The sequence below is a fragment of the Bradyrhizobium sp. Cp5.3 genome (assembly GCF_000426265.1).
GTDB classification, from domain to species: Bacteria; Pseudomonadota; Alphaproteobacteria; order Rhizobiales; family Xanthobacteraceae; genus Bradyrhizobium; species Bradyrhizobium neotropicale.
In genome coordinates, this window is sequence record NZ_AUFA01000036.1 from 1 (window position 1) to 21,768 (window position 21,768).

Annotated in this window: 13 protein-coding genes and 4 pseudogenes; 6 read left to right on the forward strand and 11 right to left on the reverse strand. The window is 62.4% G+C overall.

Annotated elements, in window-relative coordinates; genetic code table 11:
* The 8 genes and pseudogenes from K289_RS49245 to K289_RS45875 form a co-directional block, all read right to left on the reverse strand.
* A pseudogene (locus K289_RS49245) lies at positions 1–207 on the reverse strand (IS256 family transposase); the annotation flags it as partial.
* Between the two features lie 99 nt (positions 208–306).
* Positions 307–1,131 (reverse strand): annotated as a pseudogene (locus K289_RS0132230) (methylase); the annotation flags it as partial.
* Between the two features lie 183 nt (positions 1,132–1,314).
* Positions 1,315–1,641 carry a hypothetical protein gene (locus K289_RS0132235; protein WP_245284056.1) on the reverse strand — a complete coding sequence of 109 codons (327 nt, stop codon included), beginning with the start codon at positions 1,639–1,641 and terminating at the stop codon, positions 1,315–1,317.
* Positions 1,629–2,000, reverse strand: a complete 372-nt coding sequence (locus K289_RS45860; RefSeq protein WP_035686563.1) for a hypothetical protein — start codon at positions 1,998–2,000, stop codon at positions 1,629–1,631. The genes K289_RS0132235 and K289_RS45860 overlap by 13 nt, the downstream gene beginning before the upstream one ends.
* Positions 2,001–2,091: 91 nt before the next feature.
* A complete protein-coding gene (locus K289_RS0132245; protein ID WP_027555245.1) occupies positions 2,092–2,400 on the reverse strand; it encodes a DUF4326 domain-containing protein in 309 nt (102 codons plus the stop codon).
* Between the two features lie 371 nt (positions 2,401–2,771).
* Positions 2,772–3,200 carry a hypothetical protein gene (locus tag K289_RS50885; RefSeq protein ID WP_156918307.1) on the reverse strand — a complete coding sequence of 143 codons (429 nt, stop codon included), beginning with the start codon at positions 3,198–3,200 and terminating at the stop codon, positions 2,772–2,774.
* 120 nt (positions 3,201–3,320) lie between these two features.
* Positions 3,321–5,450 (reverse strand): ParB/RepB/Spo0J family partition protein, encoded by a 2,130-nt coding sequence (locus K289_RS0132255; RefSeq protein ID WP_027555246.1) that lies wholly within the window; start codon positions 5,448–5,450, stop codon positions 3,321–3,323.
* A gap of 809 nt (positions 5,451–6,259) precedes the next feature.
* A pseudogene (locus K289_RS45875) lies at positions 6,260–6,988 on the reverse strand (DUF932 domain-containing protein); the annotation flags it as partial.
* 157 nt (positions 6,989–7,145) lie between these two features.
* Here K289_RS45875 and K289_RS45880 point away from each other — a divergent pair.
* The 3 genes from K289_RS45880 to K289_RS0132280 are packed head-to-tail and all read left to right on the forward strand — an operon-like array spanning position 7,146 to position 12,525.
* Positions 7,146–8,606, forward strand: coding sequence for a site-specific integrase (locus K289_RS45880; RefSeq protein ID WP_035686566.1), 1,461 nt, complete (start codon positions 7,146–7,148; stop codon positions 8,604–8,606).
* Positions 8,603–10,387, forward strand: coding sequence for a hypothetical protein (locus tag K289_RS0132275; RefSeq protein WP_027555247.1), 1,785 nt, complete (start codon positions 8,603–8,605; stop codon positions 10,385–10,387). Before K289_RS45880 ends, K289_RS0132275 begins: the two co-directional genes overlap by 4 nt.
* Positions 10,384–12,525: a hypothetical protein gene (locus K289_RS0132280; protein WP_027555248.1), complete on the forward strand. Its 2,142-nt coding sequence runs from the start codon at positions 10,384–10,386 to the stop codon at positions 12,523–12,525. The genes K289_RS0132275 and K289_RS0132280 overlap by 4 nt, the downstream gene beginning before the upstream one ends.
* A gap of 296 nt (positions 12,526–12,821) precedes the next feature.
* Here the strand turns inward: K289_RS0132280 and K289_RS45885 are convergent, their stop codons facing one another.
* The 3 genes and pseudogenes from K289_RS45885 to K289_RS45890 all read right to left on the reverse strand — a co-directional run bounded on the left by K289_RS45885 (position 12,822) and on the right by K289_RS45890 (position 15,787).
* Complete coding sequence (locus tag K289_RS45885) at positions 12,822–13,796, reverse strand: ArdC family protein (RefSeq protein ID WP_051311020.1); 975 nt, start codon at positions 13,794–13,796, stop codon at positions 12,822–12,824.
* Positions 13,797–13,899: 103 nt separating this feature from the next.
* A pseudogene (locus K289_RS0132290) lies at positions 13,900–14,397 on the reverse strand (DUF932 domain-containing protein); the annotation flags it as partial.
* A 565-nt stretch (positions 14,398–14,962) separates the two neighbouring features.
* Positions 14,963–15,787, reverse strand: coding sequence for a ferredoxin--NADP reductase (locus tag K289_RS45890; protein ID WP_051311021.1), 825 nt, complete (start codon positions 15,785–15,787; stop codon positions 14,963–14,965).
* Between the two features lie 613 nt (positions 15,788–16,400).
* Between K289_RS45890 and K289_RS0132305 the strand changes: the two genes are divergently transcribed.
* From K289_RS0132305 to K289_RS0132325, 3 genes are all read left to right on the forward strand, one after another.
* Positions 16,401–18,320, forward strand: coding sequence for a methyl-accepting chemotaxis protein (locus K289_RS0132305; protein ID WP_051311024.1), 1,920 nt, complete (start codon positions 16,401–16,403; stop codon positions 18,318–18,320).
* Positions 18,321–19,314: 994 nt separating this feature from the next.
* Positions 19,315–19,845 (forward strand): DUF1269 domain-containing protein, encoded by a 531-nt coding sequence (locus K289_RS0132310; protein ID WP_027555251.1) that lies wholly within the window; start codon positions 19,315–19,317, stop codon positions 19,843–19,845.
* Between the two features lie 900 nt (positions 19,846–20,745).
* Positions 20,746–21,765, forward strand: a complete 1,020-nt coding sequence (locus tag K289_RS0132325) for a patatin-like phospholipase family protein (protein ID WP_027555253.1) — start codon at positions 20,746–20,748, stop codon at positions 21,763–21,765.
* Positions 21,766–21,768 lie beyond the last annotated feature (3 nt).

Below are 21,768 nucleotides of genomic sequence, written 5' to 3' on the forward strand. Positions count from 1 at the left end.
CGTTCGGCCCCAACGGTGCGCCCGCCGCGCCGCATCGCGACCGTGGCGCGGCCCGCAGGCCGCCGTGACATCCGCCTCCATCATCGTGCCGAGCGCCTCGATCCCCGCCGCAAGGCAGAACCGATCAAAGCTCGCCCGCACTTCTGCAAACGCTTCGTCCACAGCCCCAGTCGCCGGCGAACCAGCCGGTGTGATATCTCTCGTCATGGCGTTGCTCTCCTTTGTGGAATCAGCACCCCGAGCCTACCGGCTCAAGGTGGGCAACGCCGACCTCTTCAGAAATTCAACAGAACCCGGGACATCCCCCCGCCCGCGCTCCTGAAGACGAACGAAGGCATCTCGCCATGCCGGATTGTCCGGCGCAAAACTCGCGCTGGTAAGTGCGACCAGACGGCCGCCGTCGCAAAGACGCGTCAAGGCCGAGTTGATGTGCCGGAGCGCCGCGTCCGCCATCCGTCGATCGACGTTCGCCAGCGCCGAGAACGGCGGGTTCATCAGGACGACGCTCGGGACGATAGCCTTATCGAGGTGATCATCGATCTGGGCAGCGTCGAACCGCATGGCCCCAACGTCGGCGAACAGATGATCGAGCAACGAGGCGCGGCTCTCAGCCAGTTCGTTCAGCACCAGAGCGCCGCCGGCGAGCTCGGCAAAAATGGCGAGCAAGCCGGTTCCTGCCGAGGGCTCCAGAACGCGGTCGGCCGATGTGATGCCGGCTGCGGTGCATGCGGCCAGCCCCAACGGGATCGGCGTCGAGAATTGTTGAAGCGCCTGGCTGCCCTCGGAACGCCGCGTATGGGTCGGCAGACAGCTCGCGATTCTCGTGAGCATGGGCAGCATCGCGGCAGTCGAACCGGCCTTGGTCCGCATGGCCGGGCCAAACTTGCGGAGGAACAGAACGGTTGCCGCCTCGCAGGCATCATAGGCGGTCTTCCAGCTCCAAACGCCAGTGGCGTCCGAGGCGCCGAAGGCCGCCTCCATGGCGGTGCGCAGAACAGCGGCGTCGATACGACAGCCGCGTTCCAGATCGCTCAAGAGCTGTCGCGTAGCCCTGATGACGGCAGAGGTGAGGCTTGCAGCGGCACGCATCGAGAGCGGCGCGGCGGCGCCGCCGGCGAGAGATTCGGTCATAGCAGGATTTCTTTCGGAGAGCTGGGACGGGCTGAACCGCCCGGCACTCTCCTGAAACCGCCGCGGCTCAAACCCGTCCTGGCCCTCCTCTCGCTCTCCTGCCGCGGCACCGATAAGGCGCCAATCTCAATCGCCGCGCGGCCCCCTCGCGAACCGGCGCTATTATTTGAGATGAGCCCTCGATCAGGCGACAGGTGGATCGTTGATGGCGGCGTCGAATGCGAGGTCCTCGATCAGCAGCTGCCGTCGATCAGGAACGGTGCGGTCGATGAAGGCGATGTCGCCTTCGCGCCGCTCGTCGATTGCAATGCGCTCGGGAGGCACTCCTGACCCCATCACGGCTCTCGCGGTTATCTTGGCCGCCTCGATCGCCCTCGCGTCGTTATCGGCATCGATCGCAAGTTCGTCATTAGCGCGTAGCCAGATGGCGACCCTGAATGATGAATCCGGCCGTGACGCATCTCTCATTTCGAAAAGCGCGGAAGACTGCAATGGTGTCAACCACGGCACACCTCGCGGATCCAGTACGCAAGCTCCTCAGGCCTGTTGAGCAAGTCGAGCGAGGCGAAATTGTTGGGACCGCCGACATAGTCTTTCCGGCCCTTGCAGGTGCGAAACAGGATGCCGCGGTGGAAACCCATCGCCGATTGGGATGCCTGCACGTAGAGGTGATCGCCATGCAGCGTGATCTCGCCGGAGACGGCCATGCCGCCCGGATTGGAGCGCAGATCATAGTCGCCCGGCTGAAGCTCAAGGGCCATCGCAACGCGGCGAAGCGCGGATCTGGCGCGATTGTGGAAGAGGCGCTTGGCCGCGGCGTCGTAGGCGACCGGCGCGCGAAAGTCGTGAGCATTGGATTTTCTGGGCATGGGAAGGACTCCGGGAGCGGGCAAACACATCCCGGCGGCTCGCTCTCGCCGCACGCCGGGCTCGCCCGCGCTACCTGCCCACCTCTTCCTCTCATGCCGCTGGCTTGACGGCGCGCCACCACGCCAAGCGCGCCTCGCGCGCGGTGTTGGCGAGCCGCAGCAAGCGATCGCCATGGCAGGCACGCGGCGCGCAGAAGCAGACGAGATCGCGGCCACGCAACTGATCCAGCCCACGGAGCAGATGATGCTGGTCCGCCAGCCACCGCTCGTAATTTGCGATGACGGTCGCGCCGTTACCGTCGCGGCGGATCCGGAACGGATTGCCCCACTTGCTGCTGCGAGCGATGTAGACGGCGCTTGCCGGAATACCCGCGTGATGCTTGCTCAGAACCCTGCACATCGTCTGCCTCCTATCTGTTACGTTGCGGTGGACTGGCAGCGGAATCAGCATCGGCGGTCACGCAAGGCCCGTAAGGGCGCGCCGGAAACGGCTTGCCCGTTGACGGCCGATGCGCCGCGCCCAGACAGGAGAAGCCGCAACGGGAGGTCAGGAGGAGCGGACAGGTTAATGGGTTCTAAGCGCGCATCCCGGGCAACAAGTGACGGCCGCGCGTCAGAAGCCGGTGGATAGTGGTAGTCGGGGAGCCTTCGCCGTCAGATAACGCTTTGCTCGCCGCGGCATCGATCAGCTCAGGGGTAAAGGCGCGACCTGCGCGATGAACTCCTCGAGAACATCGTTCGTGGACTTGCCGAGGATTTGATCGGCCGAGATCACGACGACGGCGCCTCCAAAACCATCAGCCCGCATGCGCGAACAAGTGAAGGAAGAAACAGCCGATACGTACTCCAATGTCGGTGAGCGCCGAACGATGTCCTGAATGATGAACTCCCACGATGTGGTCGTAAGATCGAGATCGAGCTCCTGTGATGGCCGCTCGCCGGCCTCAAGCTTTGCCAGGTGCTCTGTGGCGATCCTGTTGCGGCGTTCGCGCCGGCCGCTTGGGACGCAGCAAGTGCGGCTTCGAGCGCTGCACGCTCAACCCCGATCATGTCGGCCGGCCCCACCTCGGAGAAGAAATACCACTCCTCACCGTCACATTGGGCATCGAAAATGCGGTAGAGCGGCAATCGCTCCAGCGGAGTCATGTCAGCCTCTGGGATCGTCTGCTGGACCACGGTCGGTGTGTAGCAGTCGGCCATGTGGGCCTCCTCTGAAAAAGACTGAAAGCCCGGAGCAGCAGCCGGGCTGAGGGGAAGAGAGCTGCGATGGGAGAAGTGCGGAACGGCCGGAGCCGTCCCGTACTGAGCTGTCACTAAGTGTCATTCGGCAGCATCGAGCTGTGGCTCAGTCTCCTCGCCAGCGTCTCCCCGATCCTCCTCGCCGGCGAGGAATTCGGGCAGCGCGCCCGCCTCGTCCTCCTGCTCCGCTGCCGGCGCCGCGGGATCGGCGAGGCGTAGCGGCTGTGGCAGCCAGCCCGAACCGTCGAGGAGACGCTCGGCCTCTTTGGCCATGTCGCCCTTCTTGAGATGATCAATGAGCTGCGCCGAAGATTCGCCTTTGGCTTCCCGAACCGCCTCCAGGATGCGGGGCTTGGTGACACGGCCAAGATAGTTGTCGACACTCGGTCTCCACCCGGCTCGAACCATGTCGAGCCCAACGGCGCGCGCCAGGACATCGGCTTGGTCAAGTCGCGTGCGAACGCCGTGGGCGGAGACACGGCCCTGATTGTAGCGGCTCGCTGGCTCGTAGAGGGCGTTGACCGCAAACGCTGCACAATGAGCGAACAGGGATGCCTGCGCGGTGGCGTCGAGCGCTGTCAGCGCATCCCAAAGATCGTTCTCGCTCTTCGGCAAGCGTGCTTTCCAGGACTCATGCCGCGCCTCGACCGCATTTGCGGATGCGCTGTCCCGCAGCCCCGGCGCTTGAGCGGGAAAGGTCGGCGTGCGAAGTCCGATCTCAAGGCAGCTTCCCGATGGGGCGAACCGATAAAAAGCGGTCAGCACGAAGTTGTGTAGCACCGCCTGGAACGCGACCGCTGGATTGTCTGCCAGCGCATTGCGCAATGCCAGCGTGCGATGGGCTGTGAGCTCGGTGATGAGCCGATCCGGCAATGGCCTTTCCGCATCCTCATCATCCTCCTCCGGTTCGCTTGATTCGCCCGCAAGCGAGATCACCGCGCGCGGCAGGGAACCACCGGCCACCTCGCCTTCAGCCAGGGACACATCTGCGCCCTGCCCGGCAGCGAAATCGGGCGCAGGGGCCTCATCTTCGGAGCGGACATAGCCCCGATCGACTGAAAGCCGTCCTTCGGAATCGATACTGACGAAGACGCCGGCTTTGGCAATCTCGGCCAACTCGAAGATGTGCGGTCGGTCGTCGAAAGCCGCGAGCGCTTCCTCCAGTTCGCCAAGCCGTGCATCCACCTCGTCGGGCAGTTCGTCGGCGTCTTCAAATTTTGCCTGAAGCGCATCGTGTTCCGCCTGGAGCGCATCGAGGCTCGCCTGTTGCTCGGAAGTCAGATCAGCCGGCACGCCTGCGAGCCGGCGCAGCCCCTGGTCATGACCATAGGGAAAGCTTGGGGCGACTTCGATCCACTTCCAGCCTTCGCCTGCGATCGCCTCGGCCTCCGTGCGCAGCTTCTCGGCGACGAGACGATCGAGCAAAGCGACGTCCTCGAGCCAGCCGCCGCCATCCTCTTCGAAGAGATCGCGCAGCAAATTGCCACCGGCCGCCTCGTAGGCGACGAGGCCGACAAACTGCACGCGTTTGTCGGAGGCCCTCACCGTGCTCTCGGTCAGCACGCGTCGGATCTGATACGGCTCGTCATAGCCCGATTTGTGGACATTCTCCCAAACCTGTTCCTGCCGGGCGTGATCGGCGCTCACCGAGAAAGCCATCAACTGTTCGAGCGACATGCCATCGTCGGCGTAGATGTCGAGCAATCTCGGCGAGACGGCTGCAAGCCGGAGCCGCTGTTTGACCACGTTGACGGAGACGAAGAAGATGGCCGCGATGTCTTCCTCGGAATGGCCTTGTTCGCGCAACGTCTGAAATGCACGAAACTGGTCGAGGGGATGGAGCGCGACGCGATGCACGTTTTCGGCGAGCGAATCCTCTTCCGCGCTGATCTCGGCGCCCATGTCACCGACGATGCAGGGAACCGGCGCGGTTTTCGCAAGACGCCTCTGCTTCACCAGAAGTTCGAGCGCGCGGTAACGGCGGCCCCCGGCGGGCACCTCGAACATGCCGGTCTCCTGTCCCTCGGCATCGAGGACCGGCAGCACGTAGAGGCTCTGCAACAGTTTTTCGCGGTGGGCGATGTCCTCCGCGAGATCCTCGATCGAGATGCCGGCCTTGATCCGCCGTACATTCTTCTGGCTCAAGACGAGTTTGTTGAAAGGAATGTCGCGGGACGGCGAGAGCTTGATCTTCTGAACGGCCTTTGCCATGTCGGTTTCTCCAGAACGGGCGGCCGGGAGCCTCTCTCTCGACCTCCAACCCGTTCGCGAAGGGCCTGCCCTCCTCTCACTCTTTCTTTTCTGCGGGGAACGGCGATGCTTGGCGGCTGGCGTCCTATCAGGAAACCCTGTCGCGCCTTCGCATCCCGGATCGGACGGGGGGCCGAAACCGCTGGCACGGGTCGGCACAGGCAGATATGTTGGCCGGCATGAGCCACTACATTTTGGATGGACACGAGCCCAAGCGCACGGCCCCGGTTTCGTGGCGGCGATGGTATGAATCAGCCGACCGTGTCGTCGCGAGGACCGAGATAGGTCCGGACGTCATCATATCAACCGTATTCGTGGGTCTTGATCTCGGATGCCAAGCAGATCGCCCCCTTGTGTTCGAAACCGAGGTCATGGAAGCCGGCATAGCCTCCGTCGACGCCCGGCGGGAGCGTTACCAAACATGGGCCGAAGCTGAACGCGGCCACGCAAAGATCGTAAGCGAGTATCGCGGCATCTAAAGCGCGACGAGATTGGGGCAACTAGTCCTCGCGCTTTGCGCGGTTGTTTGCGCATGATCTTCGAATAACCGCTGCACGCTTTTCCGGAGCATGCTTTAAGCGCGCATTCTCTGCGCGGCGCGGAACTTCGAGTTTGTCGACGGCCCCCGAAGGGGCCGTCGTGGGATTTTGGCTCGCGATGAGGATCGCATTGCCGCCGCTTCCGAGAGCGGAGCAACACCGAGCGCGTTCATCGGAAAGACGCAAGACGCACGAGTCCGGCAGGTCCGAAATTCCCAGGCGTCGCGGAAGTTACGCCGCCCGGTCGAGCAGCTTCTTGGCCTTGGCCTCCATGTCCAGGCGGGCATCCTGATGCGGCTTGTCGCGCGCGACGGCGGTGATGCCCTGCACGAAATCGAAGATGCTTTCAGGCGGGCGGCCTTCCTCCGCCAGCACTGCGTCGATCACCTTACCTGTCTCGGCCTTTGAGAAGCCGCGGCGGCGCAGAAACTCGGTGCGATCCTCGTCGCTGCGTGCCACGATCCGTTCGCGTGCGGCCTTGATTCCATTGACAAAGGGCATGGGTGAGGAGTTGGCAAAGTTCAGCAGTGCGGGCGCCGCCTCGTGAGCAAAGCGGGAGGCAGCGTATTTGGAGTGGCGGATGGTGATCTCCTCGAAATCTTCCACGCCCCAGAGATTGCGATTTTGGCAGACCGCACGGAGATAGAAGCTCGCCATGCCGAGGGTCTTGGCCCCAACTTCCGAGTTCCAGCAATAGAAGCCCCGGAAATAGAGGTCGGGGGAGCCGTCCCGAAGACGACCCGCTTCGATCGGGTTCAGGTCATCGACCAGGAAAAGGAAGACGTCCCTGTCGGACGCATAGAGGGTGGTCGTGTCCTTGGTGATGTCGACGCGGGGATTGTAGATTCCCGTTGACCAGTCGAGCACACCAGGCACCTTCCAGCGCGTATCATCCGTGCCGTTGCCGGCGATGCGCTGCACGGCCTCAACCAATTCGTGATCGTAGATCCGGCCGTTATCCAGACTCTGTGCACCTGTCTCACGACTGTCAGGGTTGGCGGTTAGTATCGCCGATATTCAAAGACGCACGATCGTTGAGTGATGCCGGTGCGAATTTTTTGCCGGGGCGGGCTTAAGCCCGTCCCGGCAAAAAATTCGTCGCCGCTTGGGGGGGCCATTGCCACAGCTCTACTTCACCGATCTTTCCGCCCTGCGTCGTTCAGTAAGGGCCGACGGTGTGACGCACGAGCTGTCCGCGGACGAGATAGCGGCCGCGGAGAGCATCGGCCTCGTCGAAGGCATGCCGTTCATCCTCGGAACAGATGGGACCTACGACCACCACCTCAATCGCTTCCTCCGATCATGCCCGACCATGGGCGTGCGTTCGCTAAACAGCCTTCGTGCCTATGCGCGCGACATTGTCGTCTGGATGCGCTTTCTGGAAGAGCGCCGGGACGGCAAGTCGCTCTGGTCGGCGGACCGCGACGACATTGCCGCATTCCACGAGGCCCGACGCCTGTCCGAGCCTCCGTTCCGCATATCCGCCGCTTCCTGGAATCGGATGGTCGCGGCGCTCGACAAGCTCTATCGGTGGGCTGTCGACGAGAAGATCGTCGCCGCAGCTCCGTTCACCTACCGGCAACTTTGGTCGCGCGCATCTACCATGGGCGCGGTCATGACCGTGGTAGTGAATTGCGCCAAGGAAAGCGGAGCTCGCAATGGCGACATGCGCTTCCTGGACCTACCGCGCTATCTGGTGTTCCGCGACGTCGGGCTGCGCGGCAAGCTGCCCGATGGGTGCGACGACCCGACTTGGCGAGGCCGCAACGGAGAGCGCAATGCGCTGTTCGCGGAACTGCTGATCACGACAGGCCTGCGGTTGCAGGAAGCGTCAAGCCTGCTGCTGAACGAACTGCCGGAGCTGGAGATGCGTCCGGATTCCACAGCCCGGTCTTTGGGCTTCCGACTGGCCGCCGCGACCGCGAAGGGTTCGCGCGGTCGGGACATCCGTATGCCGATTCGGCTCATCAGACAGTTGCAGGACTACGCACGGATCGAGCGGGAGAATGCCCTTGCGCGTGCGCGGCGGAGCAATTGCATTGACCGGATAGACCGCTCGATCTCCGTGGGCGGATACGAGCACCGTGCTCTACGCCTGACCGACGCCGATCGCACCCTCAGAAGCGTTGACCAGTTGACCCCTTCGGAACGCGCGCGCCTCGTCGAATCCACGACAGGCGCGCCGCTGGCGCTGTGGCTGACCGAAGACGGACGGCCGATGCCGATAGCGTCGTGGGAACCCGTGTTCATACGGGCCAGTGAGCGATGCCGTCGCTTTGGCTTCGGGGACATGCAGGTCACCCCTCACATGCTTCGCCATAGCTTTGCCGTCCACATGCTGACGCTGCTTTTGCGTGAACAGATCGGCTGGGTAATCAGCGAGCGATCGCGGCATCTCGGGTCCGCCTATCGCCGGGTGATCGGCGACCCGCTGCTGAAGCTTCAGAGGCTGATGGGACACAGCCGGATCGAGAGCACCTATATCTATCTCGACCACCTTGCGGACAGCCAGGAGATTGTCGACGCGGCAGTGGGCAAGCTTGGTCTGGACGCGGCATCCGGGGAGCCGGCCCTATGAGCCGAGGACGACGGGCAACGTTCCCGACCCAGTCGGACACATCAGATGACAACACCGCCGCAACCATCATCGTGGCCGATCCACGCCGCTTCGCTGTCCGTATCGACACGGGCAGCGAGTTCATCGTGGATCTGACTGCGTGGTCACACACGGCCTTCGTCGCCGAGATCGCGCCGCTGCTTCGGGAGTACATCCGTCAGATGGGGCCAACGCCGATCGGACGTTCGGTGCAACGCAAGGTGCTCCACCTGCGCCGGTTCTGGTCGTTCCTGGATGCCCGTGAGCTCGCAGTGCGGAGACTGGACGACATCACGGTCAGACTGATCAACGATTACGAAGATTGGCTCGAGCAGAATGCGGGGAGCCGACTGTGCCAACGGCACCTTCTGGCAGGGCTAATCGGCGTGCTCCGCATCGCGGTCGAGGATCGTCCCGGTGTGCTGACGCCGGATGTCGTATCCCGCCTGCGCTATCTCGGTCATGGCGATGCCGGCAGCAGCCGGCCCCGCGACGCCTACAGCAGCGGGATTGCCGAAGCGTTGCGCACTGCCGCGCGAACGCAAGTGAGCGAAGCCCAAAAGCGCATCGCGCTCGGTGACAACGTCCCGCCTCCGCCACCCGAGATCGACGTCTGCACGCGGCTGCGTGCTCATCATGATGCCGTCATCGCCGAGATCGCACGAGCCGGATGTATCGAGACACGGCACCCCGCCTTCAAACGCTTCGTCAATCTCGCGTGCTACCGGAATGTGGATCGTAGGATCGAGATGCCACATAGGGGATTCCACCTCACGACGATCGATCTTGCCGCGTTCCTGGTGCTGCTCTCGCTGGAGACCGGCATGGAGATGGAATGCCTGATCCGCCTGAAGGCGGACTGCCTGCGCAATGCCACCAAAGGCTATGTCGAGATCGAGTATTACAAGCGCCGGGCACGCGGCTCGGAGTGGAAGCGCCTGCGGGTGCGGGATGGATCGAGCGCCACACCCGGCGGGCTGGTCAGGATGGCGATCGCGCTCACCGAGCGTGCGCGGCGGCACGCTGCGTCGGATCGCCTGTGGGTCCTCTGGACGATCGACGGCCTGCGTCCAGCCAATGAAGAAGGCGGACAGGGAATCGCCGCCTTCATCGAGCGCTACAAGCTGGTCGATGACGATGGCGCACCGTTGAGATTGAGGCTGTCCCGTTTGCGGAAGACCCACAAGGCCGAGTGGTATCGCCGCACGAATGGTCAGCTCGAGCAGTTCGCCGTCGGCCATTCGATCGGTGTCGCGGCCCGTCACTATGCGGACATACCGGCCCTGCGTCATGTTCACGAACAAACCTTGGCGGCCGCGTTCCACGACGCTCTCGACGCTGCGCTGAGGCCGCTTATCCTCGCAAGCGAGCCGGAAGACCTTGCCGTCGAACAACAAGAACTGCCTCCGGCAACGGACGAACAGGATGTGTGGCTTGCGCGATGCGGCAGCTTTTACGAGAGCCCGTTCGCGGAATCCGGCAAACCTTGTCCGACTCCGTTCTGGGGATGCCTGGAGTGCGAGAATGCGGTGATCACCGAGCGCAAGCTCCCGGCGCTCATCGCCTTCCAATCATTCATGGCCGATCAGCGTCGCGCCCTCAATGCCGAGGAATGGTCGGTCAAGTTCGGACGTCCCTGGCATCGCATCACCAACCAGATCCTTCCGGCCTTTGCACCGCAAGTCGTGGAAGCGGCCCGGGCACGGATCGATACAGAAGGGCTGACGCTCCTTTATCTGCCGGCCGAGGCGACAGCACAATGACGGCGACAAACCTCGCCCCGTCCACGGCCTCTTCGACGACACGTGGCGAAACCGACATCGTGCTCTGCTCGATGAAGCTCAAGGAAGGGACCGATCGGGACGCGCTCTCGCGCTTCGGCGACGACGTCTGGGATCTCGATCCGGCAATCTTCCATGTGACGGCGCGCAATGCGTTCCGGAGGATCGACTTCACCGATATTAGCTGCCTCGTGGAAAGGCTGACGGCCAAGGAATACATCTACGCCTGGCTCAACGAACGCCTTCCAGACCGCTCGGGGCGGCTGCGGCCATTGAGCGCGCGAGCGGCGCTCGCCACCCTGCGCGGGTTCATGGCGTTCGTCCGGGACCGAGAAGGCCGGTTCGATGCGGCGCTCATCGATCAGGACTTGCTCGACGCCTACCTTGCTCTCCAAAAGAACCGTTCCGTGTTGCCGAGCCGGGTTGCCGCCTGCCTGAGGCCAGCCGTGCAACTTCATCGCCTTGCCCGCTTCCTGATCCATGGCGGGCTGCACTTCGTTCCCTGGAACGGAACGCCGGTCTACAAGGTAGCGGGCTGCGGCGGGCGACCATACGAGAACCTGACGCCCCGCATTCCCGAGCCGGTGATCGGCGCATTGCTGCGATGGTCGCTGCGCTATGTCGAGCTGTTCTCGACCGACATCCTCGCGGCGCGCGACGAACTCGACGCCCTTGAAACCGTCTATGCAGCGCGCCCGCGCTACGCTGGGCGCGGCAGTGTCAAAGACCGACTTGCAGGGTGGATCGAGGGCCGGCGTCAGGCGGGACGAGGCATTCCCGTCTGGAACAAACCCGAGAGCATCGGCGGAGTCTGCATCGCGATCGCGCTCAACCAGCGCCTGGACGGCCATGTTCTGAATCTCCAGCTGATCTCCTTGCAGACCGGCGTGCATCCCAGCAACCTCATCCAGAACAAGACCGCCTACGGCCTGCTTCTCGACGCCGTCAAGGAACTCGGCGTGGAGCAAGGTGGCATGGACAGGCCAATCACAATCGATCCCGAGAGCGGTCGCCCATGGCGGCCTCGCTTCGATGCCTATGCGTTGGCGCACGAGGAACGCCAGCTTCAGACCGCCGCCTACATCCTGTGCGCCTATCTGACCGGCATGCGCGACAGTGAAGTTCAGGCGATGCAGCCCGGGTGCCTTCGGCGCGAGCGCAGCGCCGACGGCAGGACCGAGCGCCTGGCGATACGCAGCATCGTTTACAAGGGCCGCGAAGAACGCGGCGAACGAGAGGAATGGGTGACGATCGAGCCGGTCGCTCGCGCTGTCGAAGTGGCCGAACGCCTCGCGGCAAGGCATCGGCCGCGGCGGCAGGACGACGGCATCTGGATCGTTCTCCATCGCGCTGCTGCACTCGACCGCGGCGTGCCGCATGTGGTGCGGCAGATCAATCGGTATCGCGAGCATCTGGACCAGCACTTCGGTGCGTCGGAAGAGCCGGCAATCCCGCTCGTGGAGGGACGGAGCTGGATCTTCAATACACGGCAGTTCCGCCGCACCGTGGCCTGGTACATCGCCAACCGTCCGTTCGGCGTGGTCGCCGGCAAGATCCAGTACAAGCACGCGTCAGTGGCGATGTTCGACGGCTATGCCGGATCATCCACATCCGGCTTCCGTCAGGAAGTCGAGCAGGAACACCATCTTGGTCAGCTCGACGACATCGTTGTACATTTTGAAGCGGCGCAGCGCGGCGAACGGTTGGCCGGCCCGGGTGCTTCCCGCGTCACGCACGAGATCGATCGTGTCGCGCAAGAGATCGGTTGCCTTCCCGGCGTGATCGCCGACGGCAAGCGCGTGAAGGCGATGCTCGCCCACCTCGCGCGCACGCTGCACGTCGGCTATCTGAACGACTGCTTCTTCGAGCCGGCGACAGCGCTTTGCCTTAGCCGGTCGACAGGCTCGGCAAGCCAGCCCATTCTGTCGAACTGCGCCCCTGACCGCTGCCCGAACTCTTGCATCGCACGTCGTCACCTGCCCGCGTGGCAGGCTGCAATCGCGCACGCCGAGGCCATGCTGGAAGAGAAGCGATTGTCGAACGTGCAGCGGACCGCGATCCGGCAGGACCTGGATCGAATGCGCAAGCTAATCGCGCCCCTGCTGGAGGAACGGTCGTGATGCCGGTCAGCTCTTCAACCGAGCGAGCGCTTCGCGCCGCGCTGACCCGGCTTGTCTCGGGGAGCGCGACCCAAACGGACGGTCTTCTGACAGTCGCCAATCTGGCGCGTGAGGCCGGTGTCAGCCGGGCGACCGCAAACCGCGCTTCGGCAATACTCGCAGAACTGCGAGAGGCGGCGGCCGAGGTCGCAAGGCTAGCCCGATTGGAGAAGCCTCGCTCCCCGCAGATTGATGCAGAACGGGACCAGCGTGAGCTGGAGAACATGATCGCCCAGCATGTTCAGGTCCGCGCCCTGCTACAACGCGCAAGCGAGAACAGGAGAAGCAGGCGGGCCCACATCCGTCTCGTCGGGGATGGCGGATGAAGCCTGACGCTGTTCAGCGGATACGGGTTGCTGCGCGTGCATCCAGTCGGCGGCCTGTTGCGCCTTGCTGGCGGCCGTGAAGATCGCGCGAGAATCGTCCTTCAGCACTTCGACCCACGACGCAATATACGCTGCATGATCGGGACGCGGATGGTGGGCTATACCCAGATCGGCAAGGACGAGACCGCTGAGAATCTCCACGCAGCATTCCTCGGCGGCATAGGCAGCCGAACCGAACCGGCCCGAGAGATCGCGGTCAAGCCGGTGCTTTGCCCCTGAGGCATGCCCGTTCTCATGCAGCCAGACTCCATAGAATGACGCAGCATCACGGAAGGAAGCAAAATCCGGCATGAACACCGTGTCCGATGAAGGTAGATAGAGGGCTTCCGAACCACCGAACACGGTCTTGATCCCGAGATTGGCGATGAAAGCCTCGGCATGCGCCAGACGCTCGCTCTCCGGCAGGACGTCCATGGGCTGCCGTTCGTATCCATCCACCTGCGCGACGTTGAACACCGAGAATGCCCGGGCAAACATCCGATGGCGGCCATCATCATCACCGTCATCGCCGTCAGCCGGCTCGTGGGAAGCGATCTGCTTCCACAGCACGACGGTGGTTGAGCGTTCGCCCTTGCGGACCTGCGCGCCGGCGGCCTGCCATTGTCGATAAGTGCCCCATAGGCCATCAGCGTAACCGCCGGCCATGGCTGCGTGCCAAAGCGCCAACGTGTTTATGCCCCGATAGCGCTTGCCGGAAGCGACATTGGTCGGACGGGCAACGCTCGTCCCGTTGTGGAACCACGGCGCACGCCACTCACCTCCACCTTGTTCGATTGCCGCGATGATCTCGGCGGTGATGCGCGTGTAAACGTCGGCACGCGCTCCGGGCTGCTTCTGGGAAGACATCGTGATAGCTCCTTGGGAGCGACGCGAGCGCAAGGGATCGCCACCGCTTGCGGGCGGCGTCAGGCTCAACGTCGATGGAAAGGGATCAGTGAACTGCTGGTGAGACAGCTTGACTGTTCAGATAACGGCCGTAGTCGGGACCAGTGACGGCGCGAAGTTCAACGCGGCTACCCTCGGTCTCAAGCGTCTTGATCTGTTCGACGCGATCGGCAGTCAGGCCAAATTGCAGGTTGATGCCTGCGAGTGCCGCGGGGAGCTGCCGCAGGTAAGCGGCCGGAGCGCCGACCTGGCTTGCAAGCTGACCGAAGCTCCAGTGGGTCGGAGCGACCGGCCTGTCCGAGCCGGGCAACATCAGCGATAAGCGCTCCGGATCGGCACGATCTGCCTCGACATGGATGAGCGCGCTTTCGACCACGCGTGTCCGGCTGCGGTCGGTGCGATCGCGCACCGTGCGGGCCAGCTCGTTGAGCGACAGGTAGCGCTCATCCGCGGGACGGGAAAACCACTCCGAGGAGACCCGACCGACGCGCTCGCCGCGGCTCACATCGACTCTGTAACCGCCGCTATCGCCGCGGCGGGCGCCGAGAACTTGCATATTCATGGGAGCAACCTCCATGACGGGCGCCGGAAGACTCTCCTCCGGCCCTCAACCCGTCACGGAAATCCGGCCCCCACTCTTCCTCTCCAGCTCCGTCGGTCACTGCGCACATCTGAGCCGGAGAATGTCTCACCCCACCGCGTCAGGGACGGAAGCCCGAAGGGTGAAGACCCGGCATGGCGGGGCTTCAGCGTCAGCCGACGGCCCGATCCCGAACGGGGGACGCCCGTTCCTTTGCAAGTGCGTACCGCCAAGGAAACCTCGCGAACGAGATTGACGGACGTCGCGAATCCGGCATGATCGGTCGGCACCGTTTCCTACTCTGGGGCATGTTGGACCAAGCTGAAGTCACGCACCTTCTCGCGCCCGAACTCATCAGACTTGGCACGGAGGCGCGGCCCTTCGAGCGGACATCCACCAGACGATCCTGGTTGAGCGCGGTCAGCGCCGCCGCTGCACACGTAAGATGATCGCCCTAATCCAGCGATCACTCCTTACGCAGCGAGCAGATCACCAAGCTCATATTGTTTGATTTTCTCGACCGTATTCGCCCAAGGCTCGCCTGGGATCATCTGAACGATGTCGCGGAATAAGGCTGCAAACGCTTGACTGCCTGCCTCATCATTGAAGCGCGCGGCTTCTCGGCAACGAATTCGCCGGGCGCGCCGTCATTGCCTTCGACAAAACCCTTCGCCATCAACAGCTCGCGGGTATCGCGCACCAGCGCAGGGCTGCCGCAGATCATGAGCCGGTCGTGCTGAGGATCGAGTTCGGACATCTCGAGGTCCGAAAACAGCCTGCCTGACGCGATCAGATCGGTGATCCGGCCGCGGTTGAAGAAAGGCTCGCGCGTCACGGTCGGATAGTAGATCAGCTGGTAGCGCACGAAATCGCCGAGCAGTTCGTCCCTCGGCAGCTTCTCCGTGATCATGTCGCCATAGGCGAGCTCGGCGACCCGGCGGCAGCCATGCAGCAGCACGACATTCTCGAATCGCAGATAGGTTTCGGGATCCTTGATCACGCTCAGGAACGGGGCAAGCCCGGCGCCGGTCCCGATGAGATAGAGATTACGTCCCTGCTCGAGGTTGTCGATGATCAGGGTTCCGGTCGCTTTGCGGCTGACGACGATCTCGTCGCCTTCCTTCAGCTGCTGCAGACGTAAGGTTAGGGCACAGTCCGGCATCTTGATCGAGAAAAATTCCAGCCGATCCTCGTAACGCCCGCTGGCGAGGCTGTGGGCACGCAGCAGCTGGTCCTCATCTATCTTCAGCCCAATCATGGCGGATTGACCGCTGCGGAAGCGGAACGACGCACTCCGCGTCGTGGTGAAACTGAAGAGAGTGTCGGTCCAGTGATGGACGCTCAGCACGCGTTCCTGGTTGAACTTACTCATTTCTCGATCGAGTGCCGTGCACGAAGAATTGGGATGCGCTCTCTTCGCGAGAGGCAATGAAAAATTTGGGCGACGTTGCTCCAGCGAGCACCGAACGAATACTCGCGCTTTCCAGCCGAGTATGGCGTCTCGGCTTCAGATTAGAGCGTGTCGTACAAACGATCCTGCGTTCTCGCTGTGACCTTGCGCTCTGTTGTAACGCTGCAAAAGCGGCTCCAACAAAAAAATATTGATGTTCCGAGTACCGCTTGGGACTGACTATAACGAGCCCTCGGTAGGTATTTATGCAACGAGCTGCAGGTTGACGCTTTATTCCAGCGCAGGGTCGCTTTCTTCGACGGATTTCAACATCGTCCCCTGCGACGAGCTGAAAGAGACGTCATGCGCTTCGAACGGCGAATTCAGGATTCCGAAATCAATCTGGACTAATTAGCCGGCCGTCATCGGTCGAACCAAGCAGGCAGCTCGCGTTCAGCCCGGTATGGATAAGCGTCCGTCGGAGCACTGCGCCGGGAGCATAAACTCTTCAAGGAGTACAATGAGCGCAATTGCGACCAGAATTGTCGGGCAAACAAGGATTCGCCGAGACTTCCGCATTGGATTGCGTGGCCAAATGGCACTGCTCGGCCTTTCCGGAGTGCTTGTCACAGGTGCAATCTGCGCCGCCGCCCTGAAGTACGCGAGCCTGGTCCAGAGCGATGCGAACGCCAGCAACCAGTTCAAAGCTCACGTCGCATCGTTGTCGCAAAGCTTCCTGGAGTCGCGAAATATCGCGAGCGACTTCCTGCGCAAACCCAGTGAGATATTGATCAAGAAGCATGCCGAGAGCTATGAGCGGCAGCTGGCAGGCTTAAGTCGCGTGGAAGCATTTGTGACGGCTTTACCCGACGAGGACCCGCTGAAGCAGGCGACCTTCCTGCGACCGGCGGTTAATCTCTATTCAACGCGCTTTCAGAACGTGGTCTCGGCGCAGCGCAACCTCGGCTTCAACGAGGATGATGGTTTTCAGGGCAAGCTGCGCAAGGCCGTGCACACCGTCGAGCGACGGTTGGCAGAGCTGAACCAGCCACGCCTCACGATCTTGATGCTGATGATGCGCCGGCACGAGAAAGACTTCATCATGCGGGGCGACGACAAATACGGCGATCAACTCGCAGACCGGGAGGCAGAATTTGAAGGCGCGCTCGCTCAGGCCAGCCTGCCAGCGGAGGTGAAATCCCAGATCCTCGAACTGATCCGCGCATACAAGTCGAGCTTTGTGTCGTTCATGGTGACGCAGGAGGCGCTGGCCGACCAAGTCGACGATCTCGGACAGATCTACGACCGCATCCGCCCGGGGCTCGCGGAGATCATAGCTGCCGCTGACGCGCGCTCGCAAGCTTCAGAAATGCGAGCTGAAGACATTCGACGAAAACTGATCTGGGCGATTGGGCTTGCAACGATGCTCGCGGGCCTGCTTGCCTTACTGTTCGGCCGGCGCATCGCCAAAGCGGTCGCTTCGATGACGGCGGCTATGCGCCAACTCGGCAACGGCCGGTTCGACGTGGTTCTGCCCGGCCTTGGCCGAAACGACGAACTTGGCGAGATGGCCGAAGCGGTCGAAATGTTTAAGCTGAAAGCCCGCGAGAAGGCGCAGGCGGAGCTCGATGCAAAGGCCGAACAGGATCGTACCGCCGCCGAGCAGCGTAAGGCCGACATCGCTCGGCTCGCCGGCGAATTCGAGACCGCCGTGGGCAGGGTCGTCGACACCGTCTCCTGCGCCTCCTCAAAACTTGAGGCCTCTGCACGCAGCCTCACCCGCACGGCTCATCACAGCCGGCAACTCTCGGTCGAGGTCGCCTCATCTTCGGATGAAGCATCCGCCAACGTTCAGCATGTCGCGGCCGCGACGGGCGAAATGGCGGCAACTATCGCCAGCATCGGCCGGCAGGTCGAAGAAGCGGCCAATATGGCGCGCGAAGCGGTTCGCAAAGCCGAACTCAGCGACCGGCGCATGGTCAGTTTGGCAGCCGCGACGGAGAGGATCGGCAGCGTGGTCCAGTTGATCGCTGCCATCGCGCGGCAAACCAACTTGCTAGCACTGAACGCGGCAATCGAAGCCGCGCGCGCCGGCGATCTCGGCAAAGGTTTCGCTGTTGTCGCCCAGGAGGTGAAATCTCTCGCGACGCAAACCGCGCATGCCACGGTTGAGATCGGTGAGCACATTGGCGGCATTCAGGCGGCGACGACTGAGTCGGTCTGCACAATTACCGAAATCGGCACCATCATCGGCGGCATCTCGGAAATTGCCATGACTGTGGTCGACGCCATCGGAGAGCAGGAGGCAACGAGCAAAAGCATTGCGCTCAACGTGCGGGAAGCGGCGACCAGGACCACCCAGGTGGCGGCGAGCGCCGGTGAAATGACCAACGGTGCGAAGGAAACCGGAGGGGCTTCGATGCAGGTACTGATGTCAGCCGAACTCCTGTCTGAGGAAAGCTCCCGGTTAAAGCACGAACTAGACAGCTTCCTTGACAGGATTCAAGCGGCTTAGGCGGGCATGTCTACGTTGCAAGTTCGTCTGAAATGCTTTCTTGCGCCGTCGTGTTACGCGCTCTCGTCACGGTGAGCTGAAGCATCTGCCTGCCCTCGAGAAGAACAGACAATGGCGGCAGTCGCTGGTCGTCTTCCTGACAGGAATCGCGACCTTACGCCGCCTGACTTCCTTTACGTCCTGATTTCCTAATCAATTGGAAGAAAAGAGCGCGCCTCTGATCGGACCCGGTACGAGTCCCGCCGAGTGGTGATGCGCCCCGACGATGGGGACTCCACGATTAGACCTTCGGAGTCTGAATCATCGGACACCGCCTGGCGGATCGTTACCAAACATCCTCGCTGCTCCATCGGCAGAACGCTGGAATAGGCTGTTTCATTTTCCGAACGCCTCCGGAAGATCACGCCAAGGGAGCCGTACGCACGATCTAAGGCGCAACTACCAACCTTGGCAATTGATGGCAAAGGCGGACACATGGCAATCGTAGTCGTAGAGAAATCGACTCGAACGGGCCAGATGAAATGAAAGACGTCCTGCTGGGCACGGTAGCTCTTATCGCACTCGCCACTTCGGCCTCCGCCGCTGAACTGGCGTCGCGCCCCCACATCAAAGATTTTCCAAGGATCACTCGGATCCACGACCGGCATCGGCAACACGGCAAGTGATCTTCATGTGCTCTCCCCGACGGCTCCTGGAATTGACAGCATCATCGACGGTCTGGCCGAACAAGTCGCTGTCGGACATTCGTAAAGGTCCTGCGGGAAGGACGAACGTTGGCTGGTCACCCTCTTTATGGATGGCGCGCGCTTTTTTTGCTCGGCGCGCCAAGGCCGCGGTGCGATCTCGAGAAATGCGAGACGGCAGGTTCGCTCATTCACGTCAGCAGCTTAGGGTTTGTTCGGATGCGCTGGCTCGCGGCTTAAACTCGCACTCCCACTATTGAGCGGCTGTCTGGCCCGCGGGCGGCTCCACCGACAACGCCGAGGAGAGTTTCATGTCTGATCTTGTTGCGATCGTGTACCAGACCGAGGCGAAGGCCGAGAAGGTGCGTCAGCGGCTTCTCAGACTCCAGAAGGAGTATCTGATCAGCCTTGGCGACGCGGTGATCGCGGTAAAGACGGACTCAGGTAACATCAAGCTTAATCAGTTGGTGAACACAACGGCCATAGGCGCGGCGACCGGCAGCTTCTGGGGCCTACTCATCGGGATCATCTTTCTGAATCCCATCATCGGTGTCGCGCTAGGGGCAGCGTCAGGAGCGCTCGGAGGTGCCTTGACGGATTTTGGCATCGACGATGCCTTCATGAAGGAATTATCTACAACGCTCGAACCCGGAAACGCCGCTCTCTTCGTTCTGATCAAGAACATGACCGCGGACAAGGTTCTGAAGGAGATCAAGGACGCCGGCGGCATCGTGCTGAAGACGTCCCTGGATGAGACGAAGGAACAGATTTTGCGCGATGCCCTCGCCAAGGCGGCGCAACCCCTCACCGGGGAGCAACCGCAAGGCGCGGCATCATCCTGAACGATCCTATCGAATTTCGTGGGATGACCAAACCGCATAGGCGAAACCGCCCGCAGCCGATTTCTTACCGCTATTGAAGAGGTGTAGAAAATGAGCGTTCTTAATCGCCGTGCTATTCTTGGCCTCGCACAGGGTGCCCTGGCCGCCGTCGCGGTCGGCGCAATCGGTGTTCATCTTAGCGAGAGCGCAGAGGCGATGCCGGTTTCCACACAATCATCCGGCGCCGAAAAGTCCACCAACCGAATGACGTTGGCCCAATGGGGCCCGCCGCCTCACCCGGGTTGGGGACGGCCCCCGCCGCGCCGCCATCGCCGCTGGGTTTGCTGGTGGCATCGCGGCCGTCGAATCTGCGGCTGGCGGTAGGGCCGTTCACGGAGACGGCCGATTGAAGGGCTTATCGCGGAGCCTATCCGGCCCTCGCTCAGTACGGAGCACTTATGCGCAACAGGTCCCAATGGTTTCTCATGGTCATACTGGCGGCCCTTCTCGTCGCCTCGATTTGGTACTGCCTGCAGATTTGGCGCACGACCCCCGCGATGCCACCGTACGGCAACGTCGTCATGAGTTTGGCCGCTCTCGTGATGGTCGTGTTCGGATCCGGACTGATCGCACTGATGTACTTCAGCAGGCGGAAAGGCCTCGACGAGACGGCACGGATGAGCAGGAGGTCCCGCAACTGGAGGCCGGCGCGTGATCCGACCCCTGGCCAGGATTCGTAAGCAAAGAGCGAAACATGGGCCATGCCGACGCTCCGCTCGAACTGGCAGCAATCCTCACCATCACGGATACCGGCGATGTGGTCCGGACGCAGGCCGGCTGGCCGTCGGCGTCGTGGAAACCACCAGTTCGGATCCAAGTTCGGCAATACGCCAAGTCTCAGCCATCCAACGATCGAGCGCCATGGACCGATCTCCACTCCTAATCGACCTTGCGCTTCAAGGCGGCGGTTCGCATGGCGCGTTCACCTGGGGCGTGCTCGATCGCCTCCTCGAAGAAAAATGGCTTGAGATCGTTGCCATCTCCGGCACCTCGGCCGGCGCGATCAATGCCGCGGTCCTGGCCGACGGATGGACCGCAGGCGGCGCCGAGGGAGCTCGCCAGGCGCTCGACGAGTACTGGCGCCGTGTCTCGCGCGCAGCGACCTTCAGCCCACTGCAGCGATCGCCGTTCGACCGACTATTGGGTCGCTGGACGCTAGACACGTCTCCCGCATACATTTTTACCGACCTCGTGTCGCGGCTGCTGTCACCTTACGACCTTAATCCGACAGGCTACAATCCCCTGCGCAAGGTGTTGGCTGAAAGCATTGATTTCGAGCGTCTGGCACGCTCACCGATCAAGCTTTTCATCACCGCGACCCGGGTGAGAACCGGGCGTGGGCACATCTTCCGCAACGCAGAGATCACGCCTGACGTGCTCTTAGCTTCGGCATGTTTGCCGACCATGTTCCGGGCTGTCGAAATCGACGGCGAGCCCTATTGGGATGGCGGCTTCGCCGGCAATCCCACGATCACGCCGCTCATTCGCGAAAGTGACGCGCACGACATGATCCTGGTGCAGATCAACCCGACCGAAAAACCCGAAGAGCCGCGGACGGCCGCAGAGATCCTCAACCGTGTCAACGAGATTTCCTTCAACTCGCCCTTGATGAAGGAATTGCGCATGATCGCACTGCTTCGCCGGGCGGTCGATCCGGGCACTGGCGAAGGCGCGCGCTGGGCCAAGATGCGCGCGCATCGAATCAGGAGCGACATATTGGCGAGATTTGGCGCCTCCTCCAAGCTGAATGCGGAATGGGAATTCGTCTCGATGCTCCGCACGGAGGGCCGCCAGGCGACTTCCGAGTTCCTCGACGCGCACAGCGCCGATCTCGGTCGGCGCTCGACCGCCGATCTCGATGTTCTTCTGGCAGAGTGCTGAGCG